Source organism: Streptomyces sp. NPDC001668, from assembly GCF_042893155.1.
Classification (GTDB): Bacteria; Actinomycetota; Actinomycetes; order Streptomycetales; family Streptomycetaceae; genus Streptomyces.
In genome coordinates this window covers 1,160,134-1,179,692 of the sequence record NZ_JBIAUQ010000001.1, presented here as the reverse complement: position 1 = coordinate 1,179,692, position 19,559 = coordinate 1,160,134, and the positions used below count along the sequence as shown (strand labels likewise).

Genomic DNA, 19,559 nt, shown 5'->3' with positions numbered 1-19,559 from the left:
CGGCCGGGGCCCGCCTGCCGGGGACGAGGCCCGGGGCCGGCGATCGGAGATGCACCCGAAGGTTCGGGCGTCGGCGGAGCCGGGGAGCGGCCGGGGCCCGCCTGCCGGGGACGAGGCCCGGGGCCGGCGATCGGAGATGCACCCGAAGGTTCGGGCGTCGGCGGAGCCGGGGAGCGGCCGGGGGTCGCGGCGGGGGGCGCGCCCGACGTGAAGGCGGTCGGCGAAGCCGGGGAGCGGCCGGGGCCCGCCTGCCGGGGACGAGGCCCGGGGCCCGCGGCGGGAGATGCACCCGAAGGTTCGGGCGTCGGCGGAGCCGGGGAACGGCCGGGGGTCGCGGCGGGGGGCGCGCCCGGCAGGGAGGCGGTCGGCGGAGCCGGGGAGCGGCCGGGGCCCGCTGAGAGCGTGCTGGGAGCCGGCTCGGGGGCGGGGGGCGCCGTCGGACGTTGCCGGCGTGCTGGTCGCCGCCCTGCCGCGGTCAGGGCGTTCAGCAGCGCGAGCCGGAGTCGGCCGGGGCCTGCTCGCTGTGGGCCGGGGGCGGGGCTCGCGGGTGGGCCGTCTTGTCCTCGGCCCGCTGAATCGCCAGACCCACGTCGCCCATCTCCTCGGAGACGGCGGAGGGGGGTACCGCTGGCGGGCGCAGGCGCCTGCCGGGCCGCTTGGCCGGCGGGGCCCGCAGGCAGCGGGGATCGGTCCGGGCGGCCCGCACAGTCGGCAGGTGCCGGGCTCGCGGAGGGTGGTTCCCCGGGGGGCTCGGAGGGCGAGGGAGCCGAGGCGCCGCTCAGGCCCGCTGCGCGTGTGCAAGGCGCGGGGCCCGCGGAAGGGGTGTCTCCCGAGGGCGGCGGCTGTCGGTGCCCTCGCTCGGCGGGACCGACAGGTGCAGAAGGCCGGTCCTGGGTCGCCGAGGGGGTGCCCGGCGCGGGGGACGCCGTCGGACGTCCCCGGGATGCCGGTCGCCGCCCTGCCGCGGTCAGGGCGTTCAGCAGCGCGAGCCGGAGTCGGCCCGCGGGGCGTATTCGGGGGGCTCGCCTTCTGCGCGGGCCCCGCGATCTTCGGACACGCATGGTTCCACTGTCGGCCGGATCCGCTCCGCCCGCGATGTGTGCTGTGCCACCCGGTGGAACCATCGTCCTGGTCCGCGACGTTTTTCCAGGTGCACGCGCGTGGCCGGTTCCCGGTGTCACGCGCGCGCGTAGCTGATCACTGGACGCCTCGCCTGCGTACTGAAGGTCCAGAGAGAGAAGGGCGGCTCCGTGGACGTGCTCGACATCCTGCTGTTGCTGGTGATCGCCGCCTATGCGGCCTCCGGCTACCGGCGTGGCCTGGTGGCCGGCTGTGTCTCGTTCGCCGGCTTCGTGGGCGGCGCGGTCGTGGGCGTGTGGGTGCTGCCGTGGATGATGGACCTGGTGACACCGGGCAGTACGGCCGCCACGGTGACCGCGGTGCTGACCGTGCTGGTCCCGGCCGCGGTGGGGCACGAGCTGGCGGGGCGGCTGGCGCTGAGGCTGCGCCGGGAACTGGACCAGGGGCCGCTGCGGGTCGCGGACGGCGTCGGCGGGGCCGTCGCCAACTCGGTGGCGGTGCTGATCGTGGCGTGGGTCGCCGCCAGTGTGCTCGGCGCGTCCTCCTCCCCGCTGGTCACCACGGCCATACGGGACTCCTCCCTGCTCGGCGCCGTCCAGGACTCCATGCCGGAGACCACTCCGACCTGGTTCTCCCGGGCCACCTCCGCGCTCACCGAGGCGGGCTTCCCGCAGGTCTTCAACCCGTTCGAGAACGAGTCGACGGCCGAGGTCGCGAGGCCCACCGGCGACAGCGTCACGGCCGCCGCCACCAACGCCGCCAAGGTCAGCACCGTCAAGATCGAGGGCGCCTCCGGCACCCAGGGCCGCGAGGGCAGCGGCTTCGTGTACGCCCCGCAGCACGTGATGACCAACGCCCACGTGGTGGCCGGCATCGACGAGCCGAGCGTCCGGATCGGCGGGGTCGGGCAGGTGTACCGGGCACGGGTGGTGCTGTTCGATCCGGACCGGGACGTGGCCGTGCTGTACGTCCCCGATCTCCGCGCGCCGGTGCTGCGCTTCGACGACAGCGCCTCGCGGGGCGACTCCGCGGTGGTCGCGGGCTACCCCCAGGACGGCGACCTGAACCTCCAGGCGGCCACGGTCGCGGGCCGGGTGAAGGCGACCGGGCAGAACATCTACAGCGACGCCACCGTCACCCGCGAGATCTACTCGATCCGCTCGACCGTCCGCCCCGGCAACTCCGGCGGCCCCCTGCTGACCACCACCGGCGAGGTCTACGGCGTGGTCTTCGCCCGCTCCACCTCCGACGACGAGACGGGCTACGTCCTGACCGCCGAGGAGGTCGCCGACGACGCCCGCAAGGCGGCGGACGCCACCTCACCGGTGGACACGGGCGAGCTGGTCACGTCGTAACGCGGCCGCCTCACGGATGATGAGAGGGCCGGTTCCTTTTCGTCCCTGTCGCGGAGGCTCCCGTGCCCGTGTTCTTCCTGATCTCGCTGCTCGTGGCGGGGGTGGCGCTCTACCTGGTGGTGCGCCGACGCCGTACGACCGCCGCGGCCGACCAGGTGGTCAGAGACGGCGCCCCATGAGGACGTCGTCCACGTACTCCCCCGCCAGCAGGAACTCCTGCGGCAGTACCCCCTCGACGGCGAAGCCCTCGGACTCGTAGAGCCTGCGGGCCGGCGTGTTGTGGCCGAGGACCCGCAGGGTGAGGCGGCGGGCGCCCCGGCGGCGGGCCTCGTCGGTGATCGCGCGGATCAGGGCCCGGCCGACACCGCGCCCACGTGCCTGGGCGCTGACGACGAAGCCCTGGATCTGGCGCACATGGGCGTTCGCGTCGAGCCCGGTCGGGAAACCGAGACGGACGTACCCGAGGATGCGGCGGTCGGCCTCGGCGACCAGGCAGTCGCCGGGGAGGTGGCGCTCGTCGAAGAAGGGCCGGTAGGGCGGCCGCTGTTCGGGCAGGATCTCGTGCAGGGGCGACCACTCGGCGCGGTCGAGGCGGGCCAGTTCCTCCTCGTCGTCGGGGAGAGCGAGGCGTATGGACAGCTGCGACATGACCGCCACCCTACGGCGGGGGGACCGGAACCAGACATCGCTCTTACACACCCACCAGGCAGGATGAGGTCATGCAACTTTCAAGAATCGCGGTGGCCGGGGCGTCCGGACTGATCGGCTCGGCGCTGGTGCGGTCTCTCACCGCGGACGGGCACGAGGTGGTGCGGCTGGTGCGCCGGGAGCCGCGGGACGAGACCGAGGTCCGGTGGGACCCCGAGGCCGGGCGGGTCGACACGGCCGGGCTCGCCAGGTGCGACGCCGTGGTCAACCTCGCCGGGGCGGGCGTCGGTTCGCGGCGCTGGACCGAGGCGTACAAGAAGCGGATCCACGACAGCCGGGTCAACGGCACGACCGCCCTCGCCCGGGCCGTCGCCTCCCTGGACGAGCCGCCGCGCGTCTTCGTGAACGGCAGCGCGATGGGCTACTACGGCGAGACCGGCGACCGGGTCGTCGACGAGAACTCGCCCTCCGGGCAGGGGTTCCTGCCCGAGCTGTGCGTGGAGTGGGAGGCGGCGGCCGCGCCCGCGCAGGAGGCGGGCGTCCGCACCGCGTTCACCCGCACCGGGCTCGTGGTGGGCCGCGGCGGCGGAGCCTGGGGGAAGCTGTTCCCGCTGTTCCAGGCGGGACTCGGCGGACGGATGGGCGACGGAGGGCAGTACTGGTCGTTCATCGCGCTGCACGACGAGGTGGCCGCGATCCGCCACCTGCTGGAGACCGACGGGTTGTCAGGACCCTTCAACCTGACCGCCCCCGAGCCCCTGACGAACCGTGAGATCACCGAGGCCATGGGCCGCGTGCTGCACCGGCCGACCCTCTTCACCGTCCCCGCGCCGGTCCTGCGGGCCGTGCTCGGCGAGATGGCCGGGGACGTGCTCGGCAGCGCCCGGGTACGGCCGACGCGGCTGCTGGAGTCGGGCTTCACGTTCGCGTTCCCGGACATCGAGGGGGCGATTCGGGCGGCCTGACGCTCCGTGGCCGTACGTGACGACATGCGACCTGTGTGCGACCGTGCCCTGCCGATGCGCGACTGCCCCTGACCGGCCACCGCCCTACCCTCGATCCGAACTCGGGTATTCCCGGAGCCTGTTGGGGGCATGACGTCCCCACCGGCCGCGCAACCTCGAGGAGGGGCACGTGCTTGAGCCCGCGTACCAGGCGGACGTCGTGATCGTGGGAGCCGGGGTCGCCGGACTCTCCGCGGCGCATCGGCTGACCAGCGCAGGAGTGACCGTCGCGGTGTTGGAGGCCGCCCCTTGTGCGGGCGGCCGTATGTCGACCGAGAAGGTCGACGGCTTCCGGCTCGACCGGATCGGACAGCTGCTGTCCACGGCGTATCCCGAACTACGGCTGACACCGGGGCTCGACGGGCTCGTCCTGCGCCCGTTCGCGCCGGGGGTGCTGCTGCACGGCGACGGGCGCCACCACCGGGTGGACGCTCCGGCGGGCGCCCGGAGCGCGAGGGGCGCACTGCGTGCGGTGCGCGCCCTGGCGAGCGCCCCTCGGGGGGTGCCGGGGACCGCGTCCCGGAGAGCCGCGTTCCGGGTCCTGCCCGGTGCCGGCCAGACAACCGTGTCCCGGGCCCCGCGCGCGGCCGCCCCGCTCGGCGGCGCCGTCGATCAGGCACGGCTCGGTGCCGCGCTCACCCGGCTCGCCCACGCGCCCGTCGAAGGTCTCCTCGCCCGTCCCGAACTGCCCGCAGGACAGGCGCTCGCGGCCCGGGGGCTGCCCGCACGCACGATCGACGGCTTCCTGCGTCCGCTGCTCGCCGCGCTGCTGTGCGACCCCGCGCTGACCACGTCCAGCCGCTGTGCCGACCTCGCCCTGCGGGCCTTCGCGGGCGGACGGCTGTGTGTGCCGGAGGGGGGCGCCGAGACGCTTCCGGAGCTGCTCGCGCGGACCCTGCCCGCGGGCACCATGCACACGGGAGTACGCGTCACGTCCGTCGCGACGACATCGGTGACCACGGCCGAGCACGGCGCGATCCGGTGCCGGGCGGTGCTGCTGGCGACCGACGCGCGGGCCGCGGCCGAGTTGCTGCCGGGGCTGCGGGTGCCCGACTTCCACCCGGTGACGGTCGTCCACCACACGACGGACGACCCGCCCCGCACGGGTTCCGCACTGCTGCTCGACGCCGACCGGGGCGGCCCGGTGGCCCACACGGCGGTGATCAGCGAAGTCGACCCGAGCCGGGCCCCCTCGGGCCGGGCCCTGATCTCCTCGACGGTCCTCGGGGACCCCCCGTCCGACCTGGACGCGGCGGTACGCACCCACCTCTCCCGCCTCTACGCCACCCCCACCCACCGATGGGAGACCTTGGCGGTGCACCACACCCGGGAGGCGGTCCCGGCCATGCCCGCACCCCACGACCTCCGCCGCCCGGTACGCCTCCTGGCCGGCCTGTACGTCTGCGGCGACCACCGCGACACGAGCACGGTGCAAGGCGCACTGCATTCGGCGCACCGGGCAACAGCGGCAATCCTGAAGGACCTGGGAGCGGCGCGCTCGATGCACCGAGCAGACCCGACCCCAACAGCTCAAGCAGCGTGACGGTTCACCCGCGCCCCTTGGGGGCGCGGGGAACTGCGCGACAAGCCACGACGCATGTCGCGGTCGGCATACAGCGGTGCGGAGTTACGGCGAGGCGGCTCACCCCAGCGCAGCGACCTTGTCGCGATAACTCCGCACCGGCGCCGCATCCTTGTACGGCTCCAACCGCCGCTCGAAGTCCCGCACATACTCCACCGCCCGCACCGACCGCATCTCCGCCGCCTGCCCGGCGGCCTCCGCGGCCAACGCACACGCCTGGTCCAACTCCCCCAGCCCCAGCCGCGCGGAGGCGAGCACCACCCGGCAGAACAACCGACTGCGGGCGTACGCGGGCGCACGCAACTGAAGCGAGCGCTCGGCGTGCTGCGCCGCCGCCCGGAACTGCTGGAGATCCCGGTGGCAGTGCCCGAACTCGTCCGCCAGCTGTGCCTCGTCGAAGAACCGCGCCCAGTGCGGGACGTCGTCACCGGGACGCGCCGCCTCCAGCGCCCGTTCCGCGCGGACCAGTGACGCGGTGCAGGCCCGCACCTCCCCCAGCACCCCGTGCCCCCGTGCCTCGGCGGAGTGCAGCAGCGCCTGCACGACCGGCGGCGCGGTCGTGCCGACACCCTGCTGGGCCACCCGCGCGAGCTGGATCGCCTCCCGGCCGTGCCCCAGGTACACGGCCTGCCGGCTCATCGTGACCAGCACGTACGCCCCGTACGCCCGGTCCCCCGCCGCCTGCGCGAGCCGCAGCGCCTGCACGAAGTACCGCTGTGCGAGCCCGTGGGCCGCGATGTCGTACGACGTCCAGCCCGCGAGCCGGGTCAGGTCCGCGGCCGCGGCGAAGAGCCGGCGTCCGGTGGTCTCGCCGTACGTGCCGCGCAGCATCGGCTCGCACTCGTGCTCCAGGTAGCGGACCAGGGCCTGCCGGGCGTGCCCGCCGCCGTACTGGTCGTCGAGGGTGCGGAAGAGCCGGCCGACCGAGGCGAGCGCGGCGATGTCGCCGCCGGTGACCTTCTGGCCGGGGCCGCGCTCGGCCTGGCCGCGTTGCCGGGGCACCACCGGGCGCCCCTGCGCAGGGACCCGGAGCGGGGGCTCGCCGCGGGCGACCTGGTCGTCGGGGCGGCCGATCAGCCAGTCCCGGCTCGGGACGACCAGGCCGGCCGGCGTGAAGGCGATCTTGCGCAGTTCGGCGTGGCTGCCGGAGTCCTTGCGCCACAGCCCGCTGACGATGTCGACGGCCTCCTCGGGGCCCGCGGCGAACTCCAGTCCGGCGTAGACGGGCGCGCAGGCGTCGAGGCCGAGGTCCTGCGCGGAGAGCCGGCGGCCGAGCCGGCGGGTGAAGACCTCGGCGATGAGGGCGGGGGTGGTGCCCCGGGGCTGCTGCCCGCGCAGCCACCGGGTCACGGAGGTCTTGTCGTATCTGAGATCCAGCCCGTGTTCGAGACCGAGCTGGTCCACGCGTCGGGCGAGACCCGCGTTGGAGAACCCCGCTTCTGCGATGAGCGCGGCGAGCTGTCGGTTGGGAGTGCGCTGCGCGGGTCGTTCCGTCATCTGCGGTGCGGTCTCCTGCCTTTCGGGCCGTCACGTGGTCACGTGGTGCCCGGATTGCCTGTGAGCTGCCCTTATGGCCTCTGCGAACGGCGCGAATGTAGCGGAGAGTGAGCAGACGATCGCACACTTCGACGCTCGTTCATCCGATCGTGTGAGGATTGCCCCCAGGGCTGACGCCCGCGAGGCGGACGTACAGTGGCGTAGGCACCTTTCGTGCCTTACGACCTTCTAGGGAGGCGCTTGCCGTGAGTGGGTTGCGGTTCGTCCGCATGGGGTTCGGTGCGGACGCGGTCGAGTACCAGGTGGCGTGGGACGAGCAGCGCCGGGTGCACGCGGCGCGGTTCGAGGACGAGGTCCCCGACACCGTCCTGCTGCTCGAACACCCCCCTGTCTATACGGCGGGCCGGCGCACCGCGGACAACGAGCGCCCCCTCGACGGCACCCCCGTCATCGACGTCGACCGCGGCGGCAAGATCACCTGGCACGGTCCGGGCCAGCTGGTGGGCTATCCGATCCAGAAGCTCCCGCGCCCGGTGGACGTGGTGGCGCACGTACGGCGGCTGGAGGAGGCCCTGATCCGCACCTGCGCGGAGTTCGGCCTCGAGACCAGCCGGGTCGAGGGCCGCAGTGGCGTGTGGGTGCTCGGTGATCCGGTCGAGACGCGTCCGTCCCTCGGCGGGCTCTCCCTGGACTTCGACCCCCGGCTGACCGACGAGGAGTTCGACCCGCGGATGAACGGGCCGGAGTACGCCCCGTCCAACGCGGGCCAGCGCCGCGAGGACCGCAAGATCGCGGCGATCGGCATCCGCGTGGCCAAGGGCGTGACGATGCACGGCTTCTCGTTCAACGTGAACCCGGACAACAAGTGGTTCGACCGGATCATCCCGTGCGGCATCCGTGACGCGGGCGTCGCCTCCCTCGCGGACGAGCTCGGCCGCGACGTGACCATCGACGAGGTCCTGCCGGTCGTCGAACGGCACCTGAGGGACGTACTGGAGAACGCGGAGCTGAAGCCGAGGGTGATCGAGAAGACACCTGCGGCCTGAGACAGGCAGCGGGCTTTCAAATCCACGGGCGTACCCTTGAGCACGCCGAAGAATCAAACGCTAGGGAGCCGGTCGTGTCCGCAGTCGCACCCGACGGACGCAAGATGCTGCGCCTGGAGGTCCGCAACGCCCAGACCCCCATCGAGCGCAAGCCCGAGTGGATCAAGACCCGGGCGAAAATGGGCCCCGAGTACACCGCCATGCAGAAGCTCGTGAAGAGCGAGGGTCTGCACACGGTCTGCCAGGAAGCCGGCTGTCCCAACATCTACGAGTGCTGGGAGGACCGCGAGGCGACCTTCCTCATCGGTGGCGACCAGTGCACCCGGCGCTGCGACTTCTGCCAGATCGACACCGGCAAGCCCGAGGCGCTCGACCGTGACGAGCCGCGCCGCGTGGGCGAGTCCGTGGTCACCATGGACCTGAACTACGCCACCATCACCGGCGTCGCCCGTGACGACCTGGAGGACGGCGGCGCCTGGCTGTACGCCGAGACGGTCCGCCAGATCCACGAGCAGACGTCCTCCCGTGAGGCCGGCCGCACCAAGGTCGAGCTGCTCGCCCCCGACTTCAACGCCGTGCCGGAGCTGCTCCGGCAGGTCTTCGAGTCCCGCCCCGAGGTCTTCGCGCACAACGTCGAGACGGTCCCGCGGATCTTCAAGCGGATCCGCCCCGGCTTCCGCTACGAGCGCTCCCTGAAGGTCATCACCGACGCCCGCGACTTCGGCCTGGTGACCAAGTCCAACCTGATCCTCGGCATGGGTGAGACCCGCGAGGAGGTCAGCGAGGCGCTCCAGCAGCTGCACGACGCCGGCTGCGAGCTCGTCACCATCACGCAGTACCTGCGCCCGTCGGTGCGCCACCACCCCGTGGAGCGCTGGGTCAAGCCGCAGGAGTTCGTGGAGCTGAAGGAGGAGGCCGAGCAGATCGGCTTCTCCGGAGTGATGTCCGGTCCGCTCGTCCGGTCCTCCTACCGGGCCGGCCGGTTGTATCAGATGGCCGTCGAGAAGCGTGGTTCCTACGTCGCCTCGCAGGCGGTCTGAGACCTCCCCGATGGCACGGAGTGCCACTCCAAACGTGTGAATCCCAGCACAAGCAACTACCGCTCGGTAGCGGCCGATTGACGCGGTCCCGGACATCCCCGCAGATAGGGGGGTCATCGGGGCCGCGTCCGTGTTTTCGGGCGGAGTACAAGGCTTCATGGGCGTTTGACCGGTCGGTCACGCCCTGGTAACACCATTCAGTGACCCTGGTTGTACAGCCCGTGCACCGCTCACCCGAGCCGCCACCCCGAGGGGGACCCCCATCATGCAGGCCGCGCCGGTTCGCGCCACCGCCATCCCGTCGTTCACCACTGCACTGCGTGCCGTCGAGTCGCTGCTCATGAGCAGCGGTCAGCGCACCGCCCGCCGCAACGCCTGGACCTCCGTCCTGGAGGACCGCCGCCGCGCCAAGGACCGGGTCGAGGCGCAGCGCGTCCTGGACCAGACGTTCACCATCAGCTCCTGAAGCCTCCCGTTCAGGGTGCGGACACTGCCGTCGTCGGCGTCCGCACGGCCACGTAGACTTCGGGGCATGGCGAGAAGTGACAGTGCGGCCGATGCCGCGAACCCCGGGCGACTGAAGCAGATCGCCCTGACGTACAAGATGACCCGCAAGGCCGACAAGACGATCGGCCTGGTGCTCGCGGGTGTCTTCATCCTCATCCTCGGCGTCTTTCTCGCCATCGGTTTCCTGATCGGCCACCCGGTCTACCTCGGCATCCTGGGCTTCCTGCTCGCCTTCCTCGGGACGGCGATCGTGTTCGGGCGCCGCGCCGAGCGGGCCGCGTTCGGGCAGATGGAGGGCCAGCCGGGTGCCGCCGCGGCCGTACTGGACAACATCGGCCGGGGCTGGACGACCACCCCCGCGGTGGCGATGAACCGCAGCCAGGACGTGGTGCACCGGGCCGTCGGCAAGGCCGGCATCGTCCTGGTCGCCGAGGGCAACCCGAACCGGGTCAAGAGCCTGCTGGCCGCCGAGAAGAAGAAGATGAACCGCATCGTCGCGGACGTGCCGGTGCACGACATCGTCGTCGGCACGGGCGAGGGCCAGGTCCCCCTGAAGAAGGTGCGGACCGCCATGCTCAAGCTGCCGCGTGTACTGACGGGCCCGCAGGTGACCGCCACCAACGACCGGCTGCGCGCGTTGGGCGACCTGATGAGCAACATGCCGTTGCCGAAGGGCCCGATGCCCAAGGGTATGAAGCTGCCGAAGGGCGGCGGCAAGGCCCGCTGACCTCGCTGCTACGACGATGGGGGCGCCCGGAACGACTCCGGGCGCCCCCATCGTCGTAACGGACAGGGGAAGGGGTATCAGGGGGTATCAGCAGTCGCTCTGCGCGGCCCGGCCCGCGAACCGGTCGCCGAGCCAGGAGACGACGTCACCGACGGCCTGGTTGTCGGTGAGGAGATGATCGCCGGGGTAGATCTTCCAGCCGGTCTTCACGCCCGCGGCGCAGTAGGCGGTGTGGACGGCGTCCTCGGTGGCGGTGGGGATGACCTCGTCGAGGGCGCCCCGGTACTGGAGGACGGGGAAGGCGATCTTGTAGCTCCCGAGGTTCACGCCGAGTTTCTGGGCGTCCAGGACCTGGCCCCAGGTGCGGCCGTCGCTGCCGCGCTGCCGGTAGAGCTGGTCGAGGGTGAGCCCGGCCGTGGTGAAGTCCTTGATGCTCTTGCCCGCGAGGGCGGTGACGGTGCCCGCCACGCACACGGACTTGGCGGTCTTCACGGCCTCCTTGCCCTGGTCGTTGAGGAGCGAGTCGAGAGGCAGGGTCGGGTAGGCGGCCTGGACGCCGACGGCCGCGTCGGCGAGGAAACCGGAGAAGGCACCGCCGTCGAGCCCGGCCGCCACCTGCTTCAGGTCACCGGGGACGCCACCGGAGGCGTCCCCGACCACGTTGAGCCCGGGGGCGTAGCCCGCCGCCAGCTGGGCCGCCCACAGGCTGGCCGCGCCGCCCTCGGAGTAGCCCCACAGGCCGACGCGGGTCCGTTCGGACAAGCCGCTGCCCGGTACCGCGGGGGCGGCGCGGGCGATGTCGAGCAGGGCATGGCCGGAGTCGGTGCCGGCGACATAGCGGTGCGTCTGGCCGTCGAGGTAGCCGGGACCGTCGGTCGCGGCGACCGCGTACCCCGCCTTGAGCAGGGCCGCGATGTTGTCGCCCTCGTACTCGTCCTGGAAGGCCCCGGCGAGCTGCTTGGAGAACGCGCACTGGGGGCCGAGACCGAGGGTGCCGGGGTGGAAGGCGACGACGGGCCGGGTGCCCGCGCCGGTCCAGGGTGCCGTGGGGACGGCGAGGGTGCCGGAGACGGCGACGGGCCGGCCCTGGTTGTCGGTGGAGCTGTAGAGGACCTTCCAGGCGGACATGGCGATGTTCCCCGGCACCTGGCTCAGGGTGACGGAACGGCAGGCCAGCACGGTGCCCGGCGTCGCGGGCACGGTGGCGGGGGGTGTGTAGACGTCCGCGTCGGCGGCGGTGCAGGCGGCCGCGCGCTCTGCGGCGGGGGCCTGGGAGACCGGGACGCCGCCCAGCAGGGCGGCAGTGGTGAGAGCGGTGACAGCGGTGACCAGGGCGGATCTCTTCATCGGTCCGGCGCGTCCCTTCGCAACGGGGGAGGTTGCTCTGGGTGCCAGACGCTAGGAGCCCGGACCTACTGACCCATAGTCAGCCACCGCGCATGTTCGTCGCGGCGGCTGTCAGGACGCGACAAAGGCGAGGGACCTCGTCGGCGGTGGGATGCGCGGGGTCAGATGCGCACTTCCACGGTCTTCGCCAGCCGGTCGTGCAGCCCCCGGCCGTCGCGGTCCCAGATCAGGGCCGGGAGGGCGAGGCAGAGCAGGACCGTGCGCAGCAGGGCGCGCGCCGGGTTCACACGGCCGGTGGCGAGGGCGACCACGCGCAGGCCGAAGAGGCGCTTGCCCGGGGTGAAGCCGATGGTGCCGACGGTGAGGGCGCCCATCAGGAAGAACACCAGCAGAGCCCAGTTCGAGGTCGCGGGATCGCCGTAGCTCTGCGTGATGAGCTGGGATGCAATCAGGACGCTCATCGCCCAGTCCACGGCCAGTGCGCCCAGCCGTCGCCCGGGGCGGGCGATCGACCCCGGTCCCTCCTCCGGCAGGCCGAGCTGCTCTCCGCGGTATCCGAAGTCGACACCGGCATCCTCGGCGGCCGCGCGGGGGCCTGAGAGCCACGATCCGATTGCATCCCTCTTGTCCACGCGTCCACCGTACTGCCAGCGTTTCGGGATACGGACAGGTGGGGCGGGACCCACGATGTCCGGTTAACTTGTGCGAAACAAATGGGTCACGCCCGAGAAACCACCCGTCCCTAGGGTCGTGGACAGCGTGTGCCACCGCACTGGCCGCACGAACGAACTACCACCCCGGTCCAGGAACGGTCGGGAGTAGGAGGAGCTGGATGTTCCAGAACGCCGACGAGGCCAAGAAGTTCATCGCGGACGAGGACGTCAAGTTCGTCGACGTCCGCTTCTGCGACCTGCCGGGCGTCATGCAGCACTTCACGCTGCCCGTCGAGGCGTTCGACCCGGACGAGGAGCTCGCGTTCGACGGCTCGTCGATCCGCGGCTTCCAGGCCATCCACGAGTCCGACATGGCGCTGCGCGCGGACCTGTCGACCGCCCGGGTGGACCCCTTCCGCCGCGACAAGACGCTGAACATCAACTTCTTCATCCACGACCCGATCACCGGCGAGCAGTACAGCCGTGACCCGCGGAACGTGGCGAAGAAGGCCGAGGCCTACCTCGCGTCGACGGGCATCGCCGACACGGCCTACTTCGGCCCCGAGGCGGAGTTCTACGTCTTCGACTCGGTGCGTTTCGCGACCTCGTCGAACGAGTCCTTCTACCACATCGACTCCGAGGCGGGTGCCTGGAACACCGGTGCGCTGGAGGACAACCGCGGTTACAAGGTCCGCTACAAGGGCGGTTACTTCCCGGTCCCGCCGGTCGACCACTTCGCCGACCTGCGTGCCGAGATCTCCCTGGAGCTGGCCAAGTCCGGCCTCCAGGTCGAGCGCCAGCACCACGAGGTGGGCACCGCCGGCCAGGCCGAGATCAACTACAAGTTCAACACGCTGCTCGCCGCGGCCGACGACCTCCAGCTCTTCAAGTACATCGTGAAGAACGTGGCCTGGCGCAACGGCAAGACCGCGACCTTCATGCCGAAGCCGATCTTCGGTGACAACGGCTCGGGCATGCACGTCCACCAGTCCCTGTGGGCCGGCGGCTCCCCGCTCTTCTACGACGAGGCCGGCTACGCGGGCCTGTCGGACACCGCCCGCTACTACATCGGCGGCATCCTCAAGCACGCCCCGTCGCTGCTGGCCTTCACCAACCCGACGGTGAACTCGTACCACCGCCTGGTGCCGGGCTTCGAGGCGCCGATCAACCTGGTGTACTCGCAGCGCAACCGCTCCGCGGCCATGCGTATCCCGATCACGGGCTCCAACCCGAAGGCCAAGCGCGTCGAGTTCCGCGCGCCCGACTCCTCCGGCAACCCGTACCTCGCCTTCTCGGCCCTGCTCCTGGCGGGCCTGGACGGCATCAAGAACAAGATCGAGCCGGCCGAGCCGATCGACAAGGACCTGTACGAGCTGGCTCCCGAGGAGCACGCGAACGTCGCCCAGGTCCCGACCTCCCTCCCGGCGGTCCTCAACTCCCTCGAGGCCGACCACGAGTTCCTCCTCCAGGGCGATGTCTTCACGCCGGACCTGATCGAGACGTGGATCGACTTCAAGCGGACGAACGAGATCGCCCCGCTGCAGCTGCGTCCGCACCCGCACGAGTTCGAGCTGTACTTCGACGTGTGATCGACGCGTAGGCCGTACGGCGGCGCCCTCACTCCTGTTGTCCGGGGGTGGGGGCGTCGTCGTATCGTTTCCTGCACGGCTGTTCGACAGGAGACGACGGGGGATACGGGGATGCCCGAACAGGACGACATGGAGCGGGAGTTCGACATCAAGTGGGCCGACGGGGCCGAGTTCAAGGAGCCCTCGGCACGGGCCCGGATGCTGGCCGCCCGCTGGAAGGAGAACCCGCCGAAGCCGCAGCCGTTCCGCGCCGACCCCGAGTTCAGGGCGCCGCGGCGTTCCTCGTGGCGCTCGACGGTGATCGTGTTCGGCTGTGTGGCGGTGGTCGTGCTGCTGCTGGGGTACGTGAACTTCCGGGCGTCGTACTGACTGCCCCCGGGCTGAGCAGGTAAATCGCGGGACCTTCCGCGCTGGTACGCCTACGATCTGCGGACACATCGAGACCGGGAGCGGGCGTGCGCGGGAACAACGGGGACGGGACAGCGGCGGCGGTTCGCCTCGCGGAGGGGGCGTCGCTCGGGGAGGCCGTCGACACGGCCGACCCGGGCGCCTGGATAGGGCTGGACGCCGGGGTGCGGGCGAGCGGCTGGACCCACGGCGACGACCCGTGGCTGCCGCCGGGCTGGGAGCGGACCGCGAGCGGACGCGCGCTGACGGACGCCCTGCGCGAGGGCTCGACGGCGGCCGGCCTCCTCACCGAGGGGCAACTCGCGCTCGGTCTGTGCCACCGTGACGGCAGGGTCAGATCCGCGGCCCTGGCGCGGGCGGCCGCGTATCCCGGGCTGCTGCCGCTGGTGGTCGTGCGGTGTTCCGACTGGGCCTCGCCGGTGCGTGAGGACGCCCGGCGGCTGCTCGCGGACGTCCTCGACGCCGGGTCCGCGGTACGGCTGATGCCGCTGATCCTGCGGATCGGGCGCCGGGACCGGGGTGACCTCGTCACCGGCCTGGCCACCCGATTGCTGCGCGCCGCGCCCCGGGACACGCTCGTCCCGCTGTACACCGACGCCGACCGGACCACCCGGCGCCACGGCTACCGCCTCGCCGTAAAGGAGGGGTACCTCTCCCCCGCCGAGCTGGCCCGAGCCGCCGCCCGGGACGACGACACGGTCGTGCAGGGGCTCTGCGCGGATGCCGCCCTGGCCGGCGTGGTGGAGGGCGGCGTGGACGACGCCGTACTCGAACCGCTGCTGGCCGCTCGCAATCCGCGGGTGCGGTCGGCCGGGGTGACCGCGCTGCGGCGGGCCGGACAAGGGGAGCGGGCTGTGGGGTTCCTCGGCGACCGGGCCGGGATGGTGCGGGCCTGTGCGCGGTATGTCGTACGGCAGTCCGGGGGTGATCCCCTGGCGTGGTACCGGCGGCGGTGTGCCGATGCCGGTGACGCGGCGCTGCCGGCGGGGGCGGTGAGCGGGCTCGCGGAGTGCGGGAGCCGGAGTGACGCCGAGCTGCTGTGGGCGCTGACCTCGCATCCGGACCCGGTGGTCAGGGCGCGCGCCGTGGGCGGGCTGCGGACGCTGGACGTGCTGGACGTACGACGGCTGCGGGCGCTGCTCGACGATCCCGCGGCCGGTGTGGTGCGGGAGGCGACGCTGGCGCTGGTGCCGTCCGCGCGGCTGCTGGACGCCGGATGGCTGCTGGAGCGGCTGGCGGTGGAGCGGGCCCGGGAGACGCGGGTCTCGGCGTTCCGGCTGCTCCAGGCGCACGGCGGGCTCGCGGGGCTGCGGGCGGCCGTCGCACTGGTCGACGATCCGGACGACAAGCTGCGGTACTGGGCCCGACGGTCGGTACGGCGCTGAGGCGTATGGGGAGGCCGGGCTCAAGGCCTGAACCTTTGCTGCCCCTAGGGCTGATCGCGACCGCTTCATGGGCACGGACAGGTGCACACTGAAGGGTGGGACGAGTGCCTGACTGCGGGGTGGTGCAGATGCGGAGTCGTTTCCGGAGCGACCGGCGGCTGACCGTGCGGATGACGGTCACGATGTTCCTGCTCGGGCTGCTGTATGTGGCCTTCGTCGCCGTGCTGATCGTGTTGCTGAAGTCCTGGCTGCTGGTCGTGGGGCTGATCGCCGTGATGTTCGTGGCGCAGTTCTGGTTCTCCGACAAGATCGCGATGTTCGCGATGCGGGGGCGGGTCGTGGGGCGGGAGGAGTATCCCGAACTGCACGCCGTGGTCGACCGGCTGTGCGCGATCGCGGACATGCCCAAGCCCGTGATCGCGGTGTCCACGATGGACATGCCGAACGCGTTCGCCACCGGGCGGAACCCGGACAACGCGGTGGTGTGTGTGACCACCGGGCTGCTGCGGCGCCTTGAGCCCGCCGAGCTGGAGGGTGTGCTCGCGCACGAGCTGTCGCACGTGGCGCACAAGGACGTCGCCGTGATCACCATCGCCTCGTTCCTGGGCGTGATCGCCGGTCTGATCGTGCGGTTCGCCTTCTACAGCCAGGTGTTCGGAGGCCGGAAGGACCAGAACACCGCCGTGATCTTCGCCGCCGTCATGGGTGTCTCGGCGGCCGTGTACGCGCTCAGCTTCCTGCTGATCAGGGCACTGTCCCGGTACCGGGAGCTGGCGGCGGACCGGGCGGCGGCCCACCTCACCGGCCGTCCCTCGGCTCTCGCCTCCGCGCTCACCAAGGTCTCCGGGGAGCTCGCCCGCATCCCGACCAAGGACCTGCGGACCGCCCAGGCCTTCAACGCCTTCTACTTCACCCCGGCCACCGGCAAGGAGCCCGGCATCGAGCGGATCTTCTCGACCCACCCGTCCCTGGAACAGCGACTGGAGCAACTGGGGCGGATCTCCACGGAGTTGGGTGAGGCGGCGACGCCCGGGAACGGCAGGACGGACTGAGCATGGGGCTGCTGGACATCCTGCTCGGGCGCACGAAGCCCGTCGCTCCCGACCTCGACCAGCTCTTCGCGCTGCCGTCGGCGGCCGTGACGCTGGAGGCGGCCGCCTCCTTCACGCCGACCGGCCGCGGGGCGGTGTGCTTCGCCACGGTCGAGGGCGCGGCCTTCGAGCAGACACACCGGGAGGTCCAGGCCCTGCTGGACGCGGACGCCGACCGGGACGGGCCGCCGGTGGAGCTGCGGCGGGACGACTTCGGCTACTCCTGGCTGGTCTCCGAGCGCACCCCGGACCAGCTTCCGCAGCTGGTCAACGACCTGCACGCGGTGAACAGTTCGATGGAGGTCAACGGCTTCGGGCCGCAACTGCTGTGCTCGCTGGCCGGGTTCCAGGACTCCGAGGGCCGTTCCCTCGCGCTGGTCTACCTCTACAAGCGCGGCAGCTTCTACCCCTTCGCGCCGCTGCCGGGTGCGGGGCAGCGGCGCGACAACCCGCTGGAGCTTCGCGTGAAGGCGGCGCTCACGAACGATCTGCGGATCGAGCAGGACCTGAACCGCTGGTTCCCCCTGTGGGGCGCCCCCGGACTCTGAGACCGGGACGCCGAGCTCCTAACCCTTTCTCTCCCGCGCCTGTCGGCGGGCCTCCAGGGGGTGCTCGCGGCGGTAACGGCGTTCCCACCTGGCCTGCTTGTCCCGCCGGTCGCGGTACGCCCGGTAACTCCCGGGCGTCGCGCCCGACGCGCCCCCGGACGAGGACGCCGAGGCGCCCCGGTCGCTCCGCCCGTACTGCGCGTACAGGAAGAGCAGGGCTACGGCGACGAGCCACCAGGTGTGGTTCCCGAAGCCCAGGACGACCAGGACAACGGTCCCGGAAATGACCATGGTGCCCATGACGGGCCTCCGTGTACGTGAGTGTGGTGTAGAAGACTAGCCCCGGAGCGGCGGGGTGATGCCTGCCCTGCGCCAGCTCCTTTTCCCTCACTCGGGAGTCGCCGGAAATGCCCCAGCCCTTCATGCAGGACCACGACGATGAGCTCCTGAGCGGCGTCCGGGGTGCCGACGGTGCGGCGGCCGTGGCCACCGCCGTACTGCTGCACGGCGCCGGCCACGGCAGCAAGGAGCGACTCCTGCCACTGCTCGACGAGTTCGTGGCCCACGGCTGCCGCGCGCTCGCCTTCGACTTCTCGGGGCACGGCGACAGCTCAGGTGAACTGGCCGAGTTGAGTCTGCGCCGCCGGTTCGAGCAGGCGGTCGCCGTGATCGACGCGCAGGTGCCTGCGGACGGGCCGCTGGTGCTGGCCGGGTTCAGCATGAGCGGCCAGACGGTGGCGGACCTCGTCCGGCACTACGGCGAGCGGGTGGCGGCGCTGGGGCTGTGCGCGCCCGCCGTGTACGCCGAGGAGGCCTGGGACCTGCCGTTCGGGCACGGTGACGGGCAGTTCAGCGAGACCATCCGGCGACCGGACAGCTGGCGTGGGTCGCCGGCGCTGGAGGTGCTGCGGGCGTACGAGGGCCGGGCGGTGCTCGTCGTCCCGGGCACGGACGCGGTGATCCCGCCGGAGGTGACCGAGGCCGTGCAGGAGGCGCTGGCCTTCCGTTCTCAGTTCACACGCCTTGACCTACCTGCGGCCGACCACCAGTTGGGCCGATGGCTGCACGATCACCCGGATGAGCGGCGGGAGTTGGTGTCCGCGCTGCTGACCGGGCTCGGCGACCGGGGATGGACGGCGACAGCACGCTGGGTGGCCAAGCAGCTCCCCGAGGACCGTACGGTCGCCGGCTCGGGCTTCCTGTCCGGGGGGTGGAGCTCCCAGATGCGGCGGCTCGCGCTCGACGACGGCAGCGAACTGGTCCTGCGGTCGTTCGTGAAGCCGTTCTTCCGGCACCACGCCCCCGGCCTGCTGGGTCGCGAGGCAATGATCCTGACGCTGCTCGCCGACGCCGACGGCGTTCCGGCTCCGCAGCTCGTCGCCGTGGACGCCACGGCCGAACACTGCGACCACCCCTCGCTGTTGATGTCCCGGCTGGCGGGACGGGTGCGCGTCGACGAGGAGGACCTTGAGCGGCGACTGGACCTGCTGGCGGCCCAACTCGTACGGATCCACCGGGTCGTTCCCGAGGAGCGGCCGCGCACCTACCAGGCCTGGACCTGGCCGGAGAAGGTGCAGGGGGTGCGGGGACCGCTGTGGGAGCGGGCCGTGGACGTGATCCGCCGGGAACCGCCGCCGTACGAGGGATGCTTCCTGCACCGGGACTTCCACCCCGGGAACGTGCTGTTCACCGGGGCGGGCCCCGACCTGCGGATCAGCGGGGTGGTCGACTGGGTGGAGACCTCCTGGGGGCCGCCCGACCTGGACGTCGCTCACTGCTCCACGGCCCTGGCCCTGCTGCACGGCCCCGAACACGGCCTCGCCTTCCGGCAGCGCTACGAGGCGCACGGCGGACACCGGCTCGCGGACGGGCCGGACCACCTGTACTGGCGGCTCCTCGACGCGCTCGCCTACTGCCCCGACGCGGCGAAGCTCGCCGGTCCGTGGCGCGAACTCGGACGCACGGAGCTGACACCGGAGGTGCTGAGCGGGCGACTGGAGTTTTATGTAGGGGAGTTGATGGAGCGGTACGGGTGATCCCGGGGCCGGGTCC

The 19,559-nt window shown here is 72.0% G+C and carries 18 protein-coding genes and 1 pseudogene; 13 read left to right on the top strand and 6 right to left on the bottom strand.

The window, feature by feature from the left end:
* Positions 1 to 517: 517 nt before the first annotated feature.
* Positions 518 to 616, bottom strand: a pseudogene (locus ACFYZ8_RS05240) (PspA/IM30 family protein); the annotation flags it as partial.
* A 634-nt stretch (positions 617 to 1,250) separates the two neighbouring features.
* Here ACFYZ8_RS05240 and ACFYZ8_RS05235 point away from each other — a divergent pair.
* Positions 1,251 to 2,435, top strand: coding sequence for a MarP family serine protease (locus ACFYZ8_RS05235; protein WP_359034505.1), 1,185 nt, complete (start codon positions 1,251 to 1,253; stop codon positions 2,433 to 2,435).
* A 159-nt stretch (positions 2,436 to 2,594) separates the two neighbouring features.
* Here the strand turns inward: ACFYZ8_RS05235 and ACFYZ8_RS05230 are convergent, their stop codons facing one another.
* Positions 2,595 to 3,083 carry a GNAT family N-acetyltransferase gene (locus ACFYZ8_RS05230; protein ID WP_388535192.1) on the bottom strand — a complete coding sequence of 163 codons (489 nt, stop codon included), beginning with the start codon at positions 3,081 to 3,083 and terminating at the stop codon, positions 2,595 to 2,597.
* A gap of 71 nt (positions 3,084 to 3,154) precedes the next feature.
* On the opposite strand from ACFYZ8_RS05230, the gene ACFYZ8_RS05225 reads away from it, so the two are divergent.
* Together ACFYZ8_RS05225 and ACFYZ8_RS05220 are read left to right on the top strand one after the other, a co-directional pair.
* Positions 3,155 to 4,048 (top strand): TIGR01777 family oxidoreductase, encoded by an 894-nt coding sequence (locus ACFYZ8_RS05225; RefSeq protein ID WP_388535195.1) that lies wholly within the window; start codon positions 3,155 to 3,157, stop codon positions 4,046 to 4,048.
* A gap of 169 nt (positions 4,049 to 4,217) precedes the next feature.
* Positions 4,218 to 5,630 carry an NAD(P)/FAD-dependent oxidoreductase gene (locus ACFYZ8_RS05220; protein WP_388535198.1) on the top strand — a complete coding sequence of 471 codons (1,413 nt, stop codon included), beginning with the start codon at positions 4,218 to 4,220 and terminating at the stop codon, positions 5,628 to 5,630.
* Positions 5,631 to 5,729: 99 nt separating this feature from the next.
* Here ACFYZ8_RS05220 and ACFYZ8_RS05215 read toward each other — a convergent pair whose 3' ends face one another.
* On the bottom strand, positions 5,730 to 7,166 hold the full coding sequence (locus ACFYZ8_RS05215; RefSeq protein WP_359034497.1) for a regulator: 1,437 nt from the start codon (positions 7,164 to 7,166) through the stop codon (positions 5,730 to 5,732).
* 245 nt (positions 7,167 to 7,411) lie between these two features.
* Here ACFYZ8_RS05215 and lipB point away from each other — a divergent pair, with 245 nt between their 5' ends.
* The 4 genes from lipB to ACFYZ8_RS05195 all read left to right on the top strand — a co-directional run bounded on the left by lipB (position 7,412) and on the right by ACFYZ8_RS05195 (position 10,486).
* Positions 7,412 to 8,212, top strand: coding sequence for a lipoyl(octanoyl) transferase LipB (gene lipB / locus ACFYZ8_RS05210; protein ID WP_359034495.1), 801 nt, complete (start codon positions 7,412 to 7,414; stop codon positions 8,210 to 8,212).
* Between the two features lie 74 nt (positions 8,213 to 8,286).
* Positions 8,287 to 9,252, top strand: coding sequence for a lipoyl synthase (gene lipA / locus ACFYZ8_RS05205; protein WP_359034493.1), 966 nt, complete (start codon positions 8,287 to 8,289; stop codon positions 9,250 to 9,252).
* Between the two features lie 265 nt (positions 9,253 to 9,517).
* On the top strand, positions 9,518 to 9,718 hold the full coding sequence (locus tag ACFYZ8_RS05200; protein ID WP_359034491.1) for a hypothetical protein: 201 nt from the start codon (positions 9,518 to 9,520) through the stop codon (positions 9,716 to 9,718).
* A 66-nt stretch (positions 9,719 to 9,784) separates the two neighbouring features.
* Positions 9,785 to 10,486, top strand: coding sequence for a DUF4191 domain-containing protein (locus ACFYZ8_RS05195; protein ID WP_359034489.1), 702 nt, complete (start codon positions 9,785 to 9,787; stop codon positions 10,484 to 10,486).
* Positions 10,487 to 10,573: 87 nt separating this feature from the next.
* Here the strand turns inward: ACFYZ8_RS05195 and ACFYZ8_RS05190 are convergent, their stop codons facing one another.
* Both ACFYZ8_RS05190 and ACFYZ8_RS05185 read right to left on the bottom strand, forming a co-directional pair.
* Positions 10,574 to 11,833: a lipase family protein gene (locus ACFYZ8_RS05190; protein WP_388535203.1), complete on the bottom strand. Its 1,260-nt coding sequence runs from the start codon at positions 11,831 to 11,833 to the stop codon at positions 10,574 to 10,576.
* A gap of 161 nt (positions 11,834 to 11,994) precedes the next feature.
* Positions 11,995 to 12,465 carry an RDD family protein gene (locus ACFYZ8_RS05185; protein WP_359034485.1) on the bottom strand — a complete coding sequence of 157 codons (471 nt, stop codon included), beginning with the start codon at positions 12,463 to 12,465 and terminating at the stop codon, positions 11,995 to 11,997.
* A 200-nt stretch (positions 12,466 to 12,665) separates the two neighbouring features.
* On the opposite strand from ACFYZ8_RS05185, the gene glnA reads away from it, so the two are divergent.
* From glnA to ACFYZ8_RS05160, 5 genes are all read left to right on the top strand, one after another.
* A complete protein-coding gene (gene glnA, locus ACFYZ8_RS05180) occupies positions 12,666 to 14,075 on the top strand; it encodes a type I glutamate--ammonia ligase (RefSeq protein WP_123760256.1) in 1,410 nt (469 codons plus the stop codon).
* A 111-nt stretch (positions 14,076 to 14,186) separates the two neighbouring features.
* The gene (locus tag ACFYZ8_RS05175) at positions 14,187 to 14,444 is read left to right on the top strand and encodes a hypothetical protein (RefSeq protein WP_388535207.1); all 258 of its coding nucleotides are present in this window, start codon (positions 14,187 to 14,189) and stop codon (positions 14,442 to 14,444) included.
* 86 nt (positions 14,445 to 14,530) lie between these two features.
* Complete coding sequence (locus ACFYZ8_RS05170; protein ID WP_388535210.1) at positions 14,531 to 15,868, top strand: hypothetical protein; 1,338 nt, start codon at positions 14,531 to 14,533, stop codon at positions 15,866 to 15,868.
* A gap of 128 nt (positions 15,869 to 15,996) precedes the next feature.
* Positions 15,997 to 16,920: a zinc metalloprotease HtpX gene (htpX, locus tag ACFYZ8_RS05165; protein ID WP_388535213.1), complete on the top strand. Its 924-nt coding sequence runs from the start codon at positions 15,997 to 15,999 to the stop codon at positions 16,918 to 16,920.
* A 2-nt stretch (positions 16,921 to 16,922) separates the two neighbouring features.
* Entirely contained in the window at positions 16,923 to 17,507 is a 585-nt protein-coding gene (locus tag ACFYZ8_RS05160) for a hypothetical protein (protein WP_359034477.1), read from the top strand.
* Between the two features lie 18 nt (positions 17,508 to 17,525).
* Here the strand turns inward: ACFYZ8_RS05160 and ACFYZ8_RS05155 are convergent, their stop codons facing one another.
* Complete coding sequence (locus ACFYZ8_RS05155; RefSeq protein ID WP_388535216.1) at positions 17,526 to 17,807, bottom strand: hypothetical protein; 282 nt, start codon at positions 17,805 to 17,807, stop codon at positions 17,526 to 17,528.
* Positions 17,808 to 17,914: 107 nt separating this feature from the next.
* Between ACFYZ8_RS05155 and ACFYZ8_RS05150 the strand changes: the two genes are divergently transcribed.
* A complete protein-coding gene (locus tag ACFYZ8_RS05150) occupies positions 17,915 to 19,543 on the top strand; it encodes an alpha/beta fold hydrolase (protein ID WP_388535219.1) in 1,629 nt (542 codons plus the stop codon).
* Positions 19,544 to 19,559 lie beyond the last annotated feature (16 nt).

Excerpts from the sequence above, each read along its gene's own strand:
- ACFYZ8_RS05160 (WP_359034477.1), top strand. The coding sequence starts at position 16,923 with ATGGGGCTGCTGGACATCCTGCTCGGGCGCACGAAGCCCGTCGCTCCC.
- ACFYZ8_RS05200 (WP_359034491.1), top strand. The coding sequence starts at position 9,518 with ATGCAGGCCGCGCCGGTTCGCGCCACCGCCATCCCGTCGTTCACCACT.
- ACFYZ8_RS05155 (WP_388535216.1), bottom strand. The coding sequence starts at position 17,807 with ATGGGCACCATGGTCATTTCCGGGACCGTTGTCCTGGTCGTCCTGGGC.
- glnA (WP_123760256.1), top strand. The coding sequence starts at position 12,666 with ATGTTCCAGAACGCCGACGAGGCCAAGAAGTTCATCGCGGACGAGGAC.
- htpX (WP_388535213.1), top strand. The coding sequence starts at position 15,997 with ATGCGGAGTCGTTTCCGGAGCGACCGGCGGCTGACCGTGCGGATGACG.
- ACFYZ8_RS05150 (WP_388535219.1), top strand. The coding sequence starts at position 17,915 with ATGCCCCAGCCCTTCATGCAGGACCACGACGATGAGCTCCTGAGCGGC.
- ACFYZ8_RS05225 (WP_388535195.1), top strand. The coding sequence starts at position 3,155 with ATGCAACTTTCAAGAATCGCGGTGGCCGGGGCGTCCGGACTGATCGGC.
- ACFYZ8_RS05195 (WP_359034489.1), top strand. The coding sequence starts at position 9,785 with ATGGCGAGAAGTGACAGTGCGGCCGATGCCGCGAACCCCGGGCGACTG.
- ACFYZ8_RS05190 (WP_388535203.1), bottom strand. The coding sequence starts at position 11,833 with ATGAAGAGATCCGCCCTGGTCACCGCTGTCACCGCTCTCACCACTGCC.
- ACFYZ8_RS05215 (WP_359034497.1), bottom strand. The coding sequence starts at position 7,166 with ATGACGGAACGACCCGCGCAGCGCACTCCCAACCGACAGCTCGCCGCG.
- ACFYZ8_RS05230 (WP_388535192.1), bottom strand. The coding sequence starts at position 3,083 with ATGTCGCAGCTGTCCATACGCCTCGCTCTCCCCGACGACGAGGAGGAA.
- ACFYZ8_RS05175 (WP_388535207.1), top strand. The coding sequence starts at position 14,187 with ATGCCCGAACAGGACGACATGGAGCGGGAGTTCGACATCAAGTGGGCC.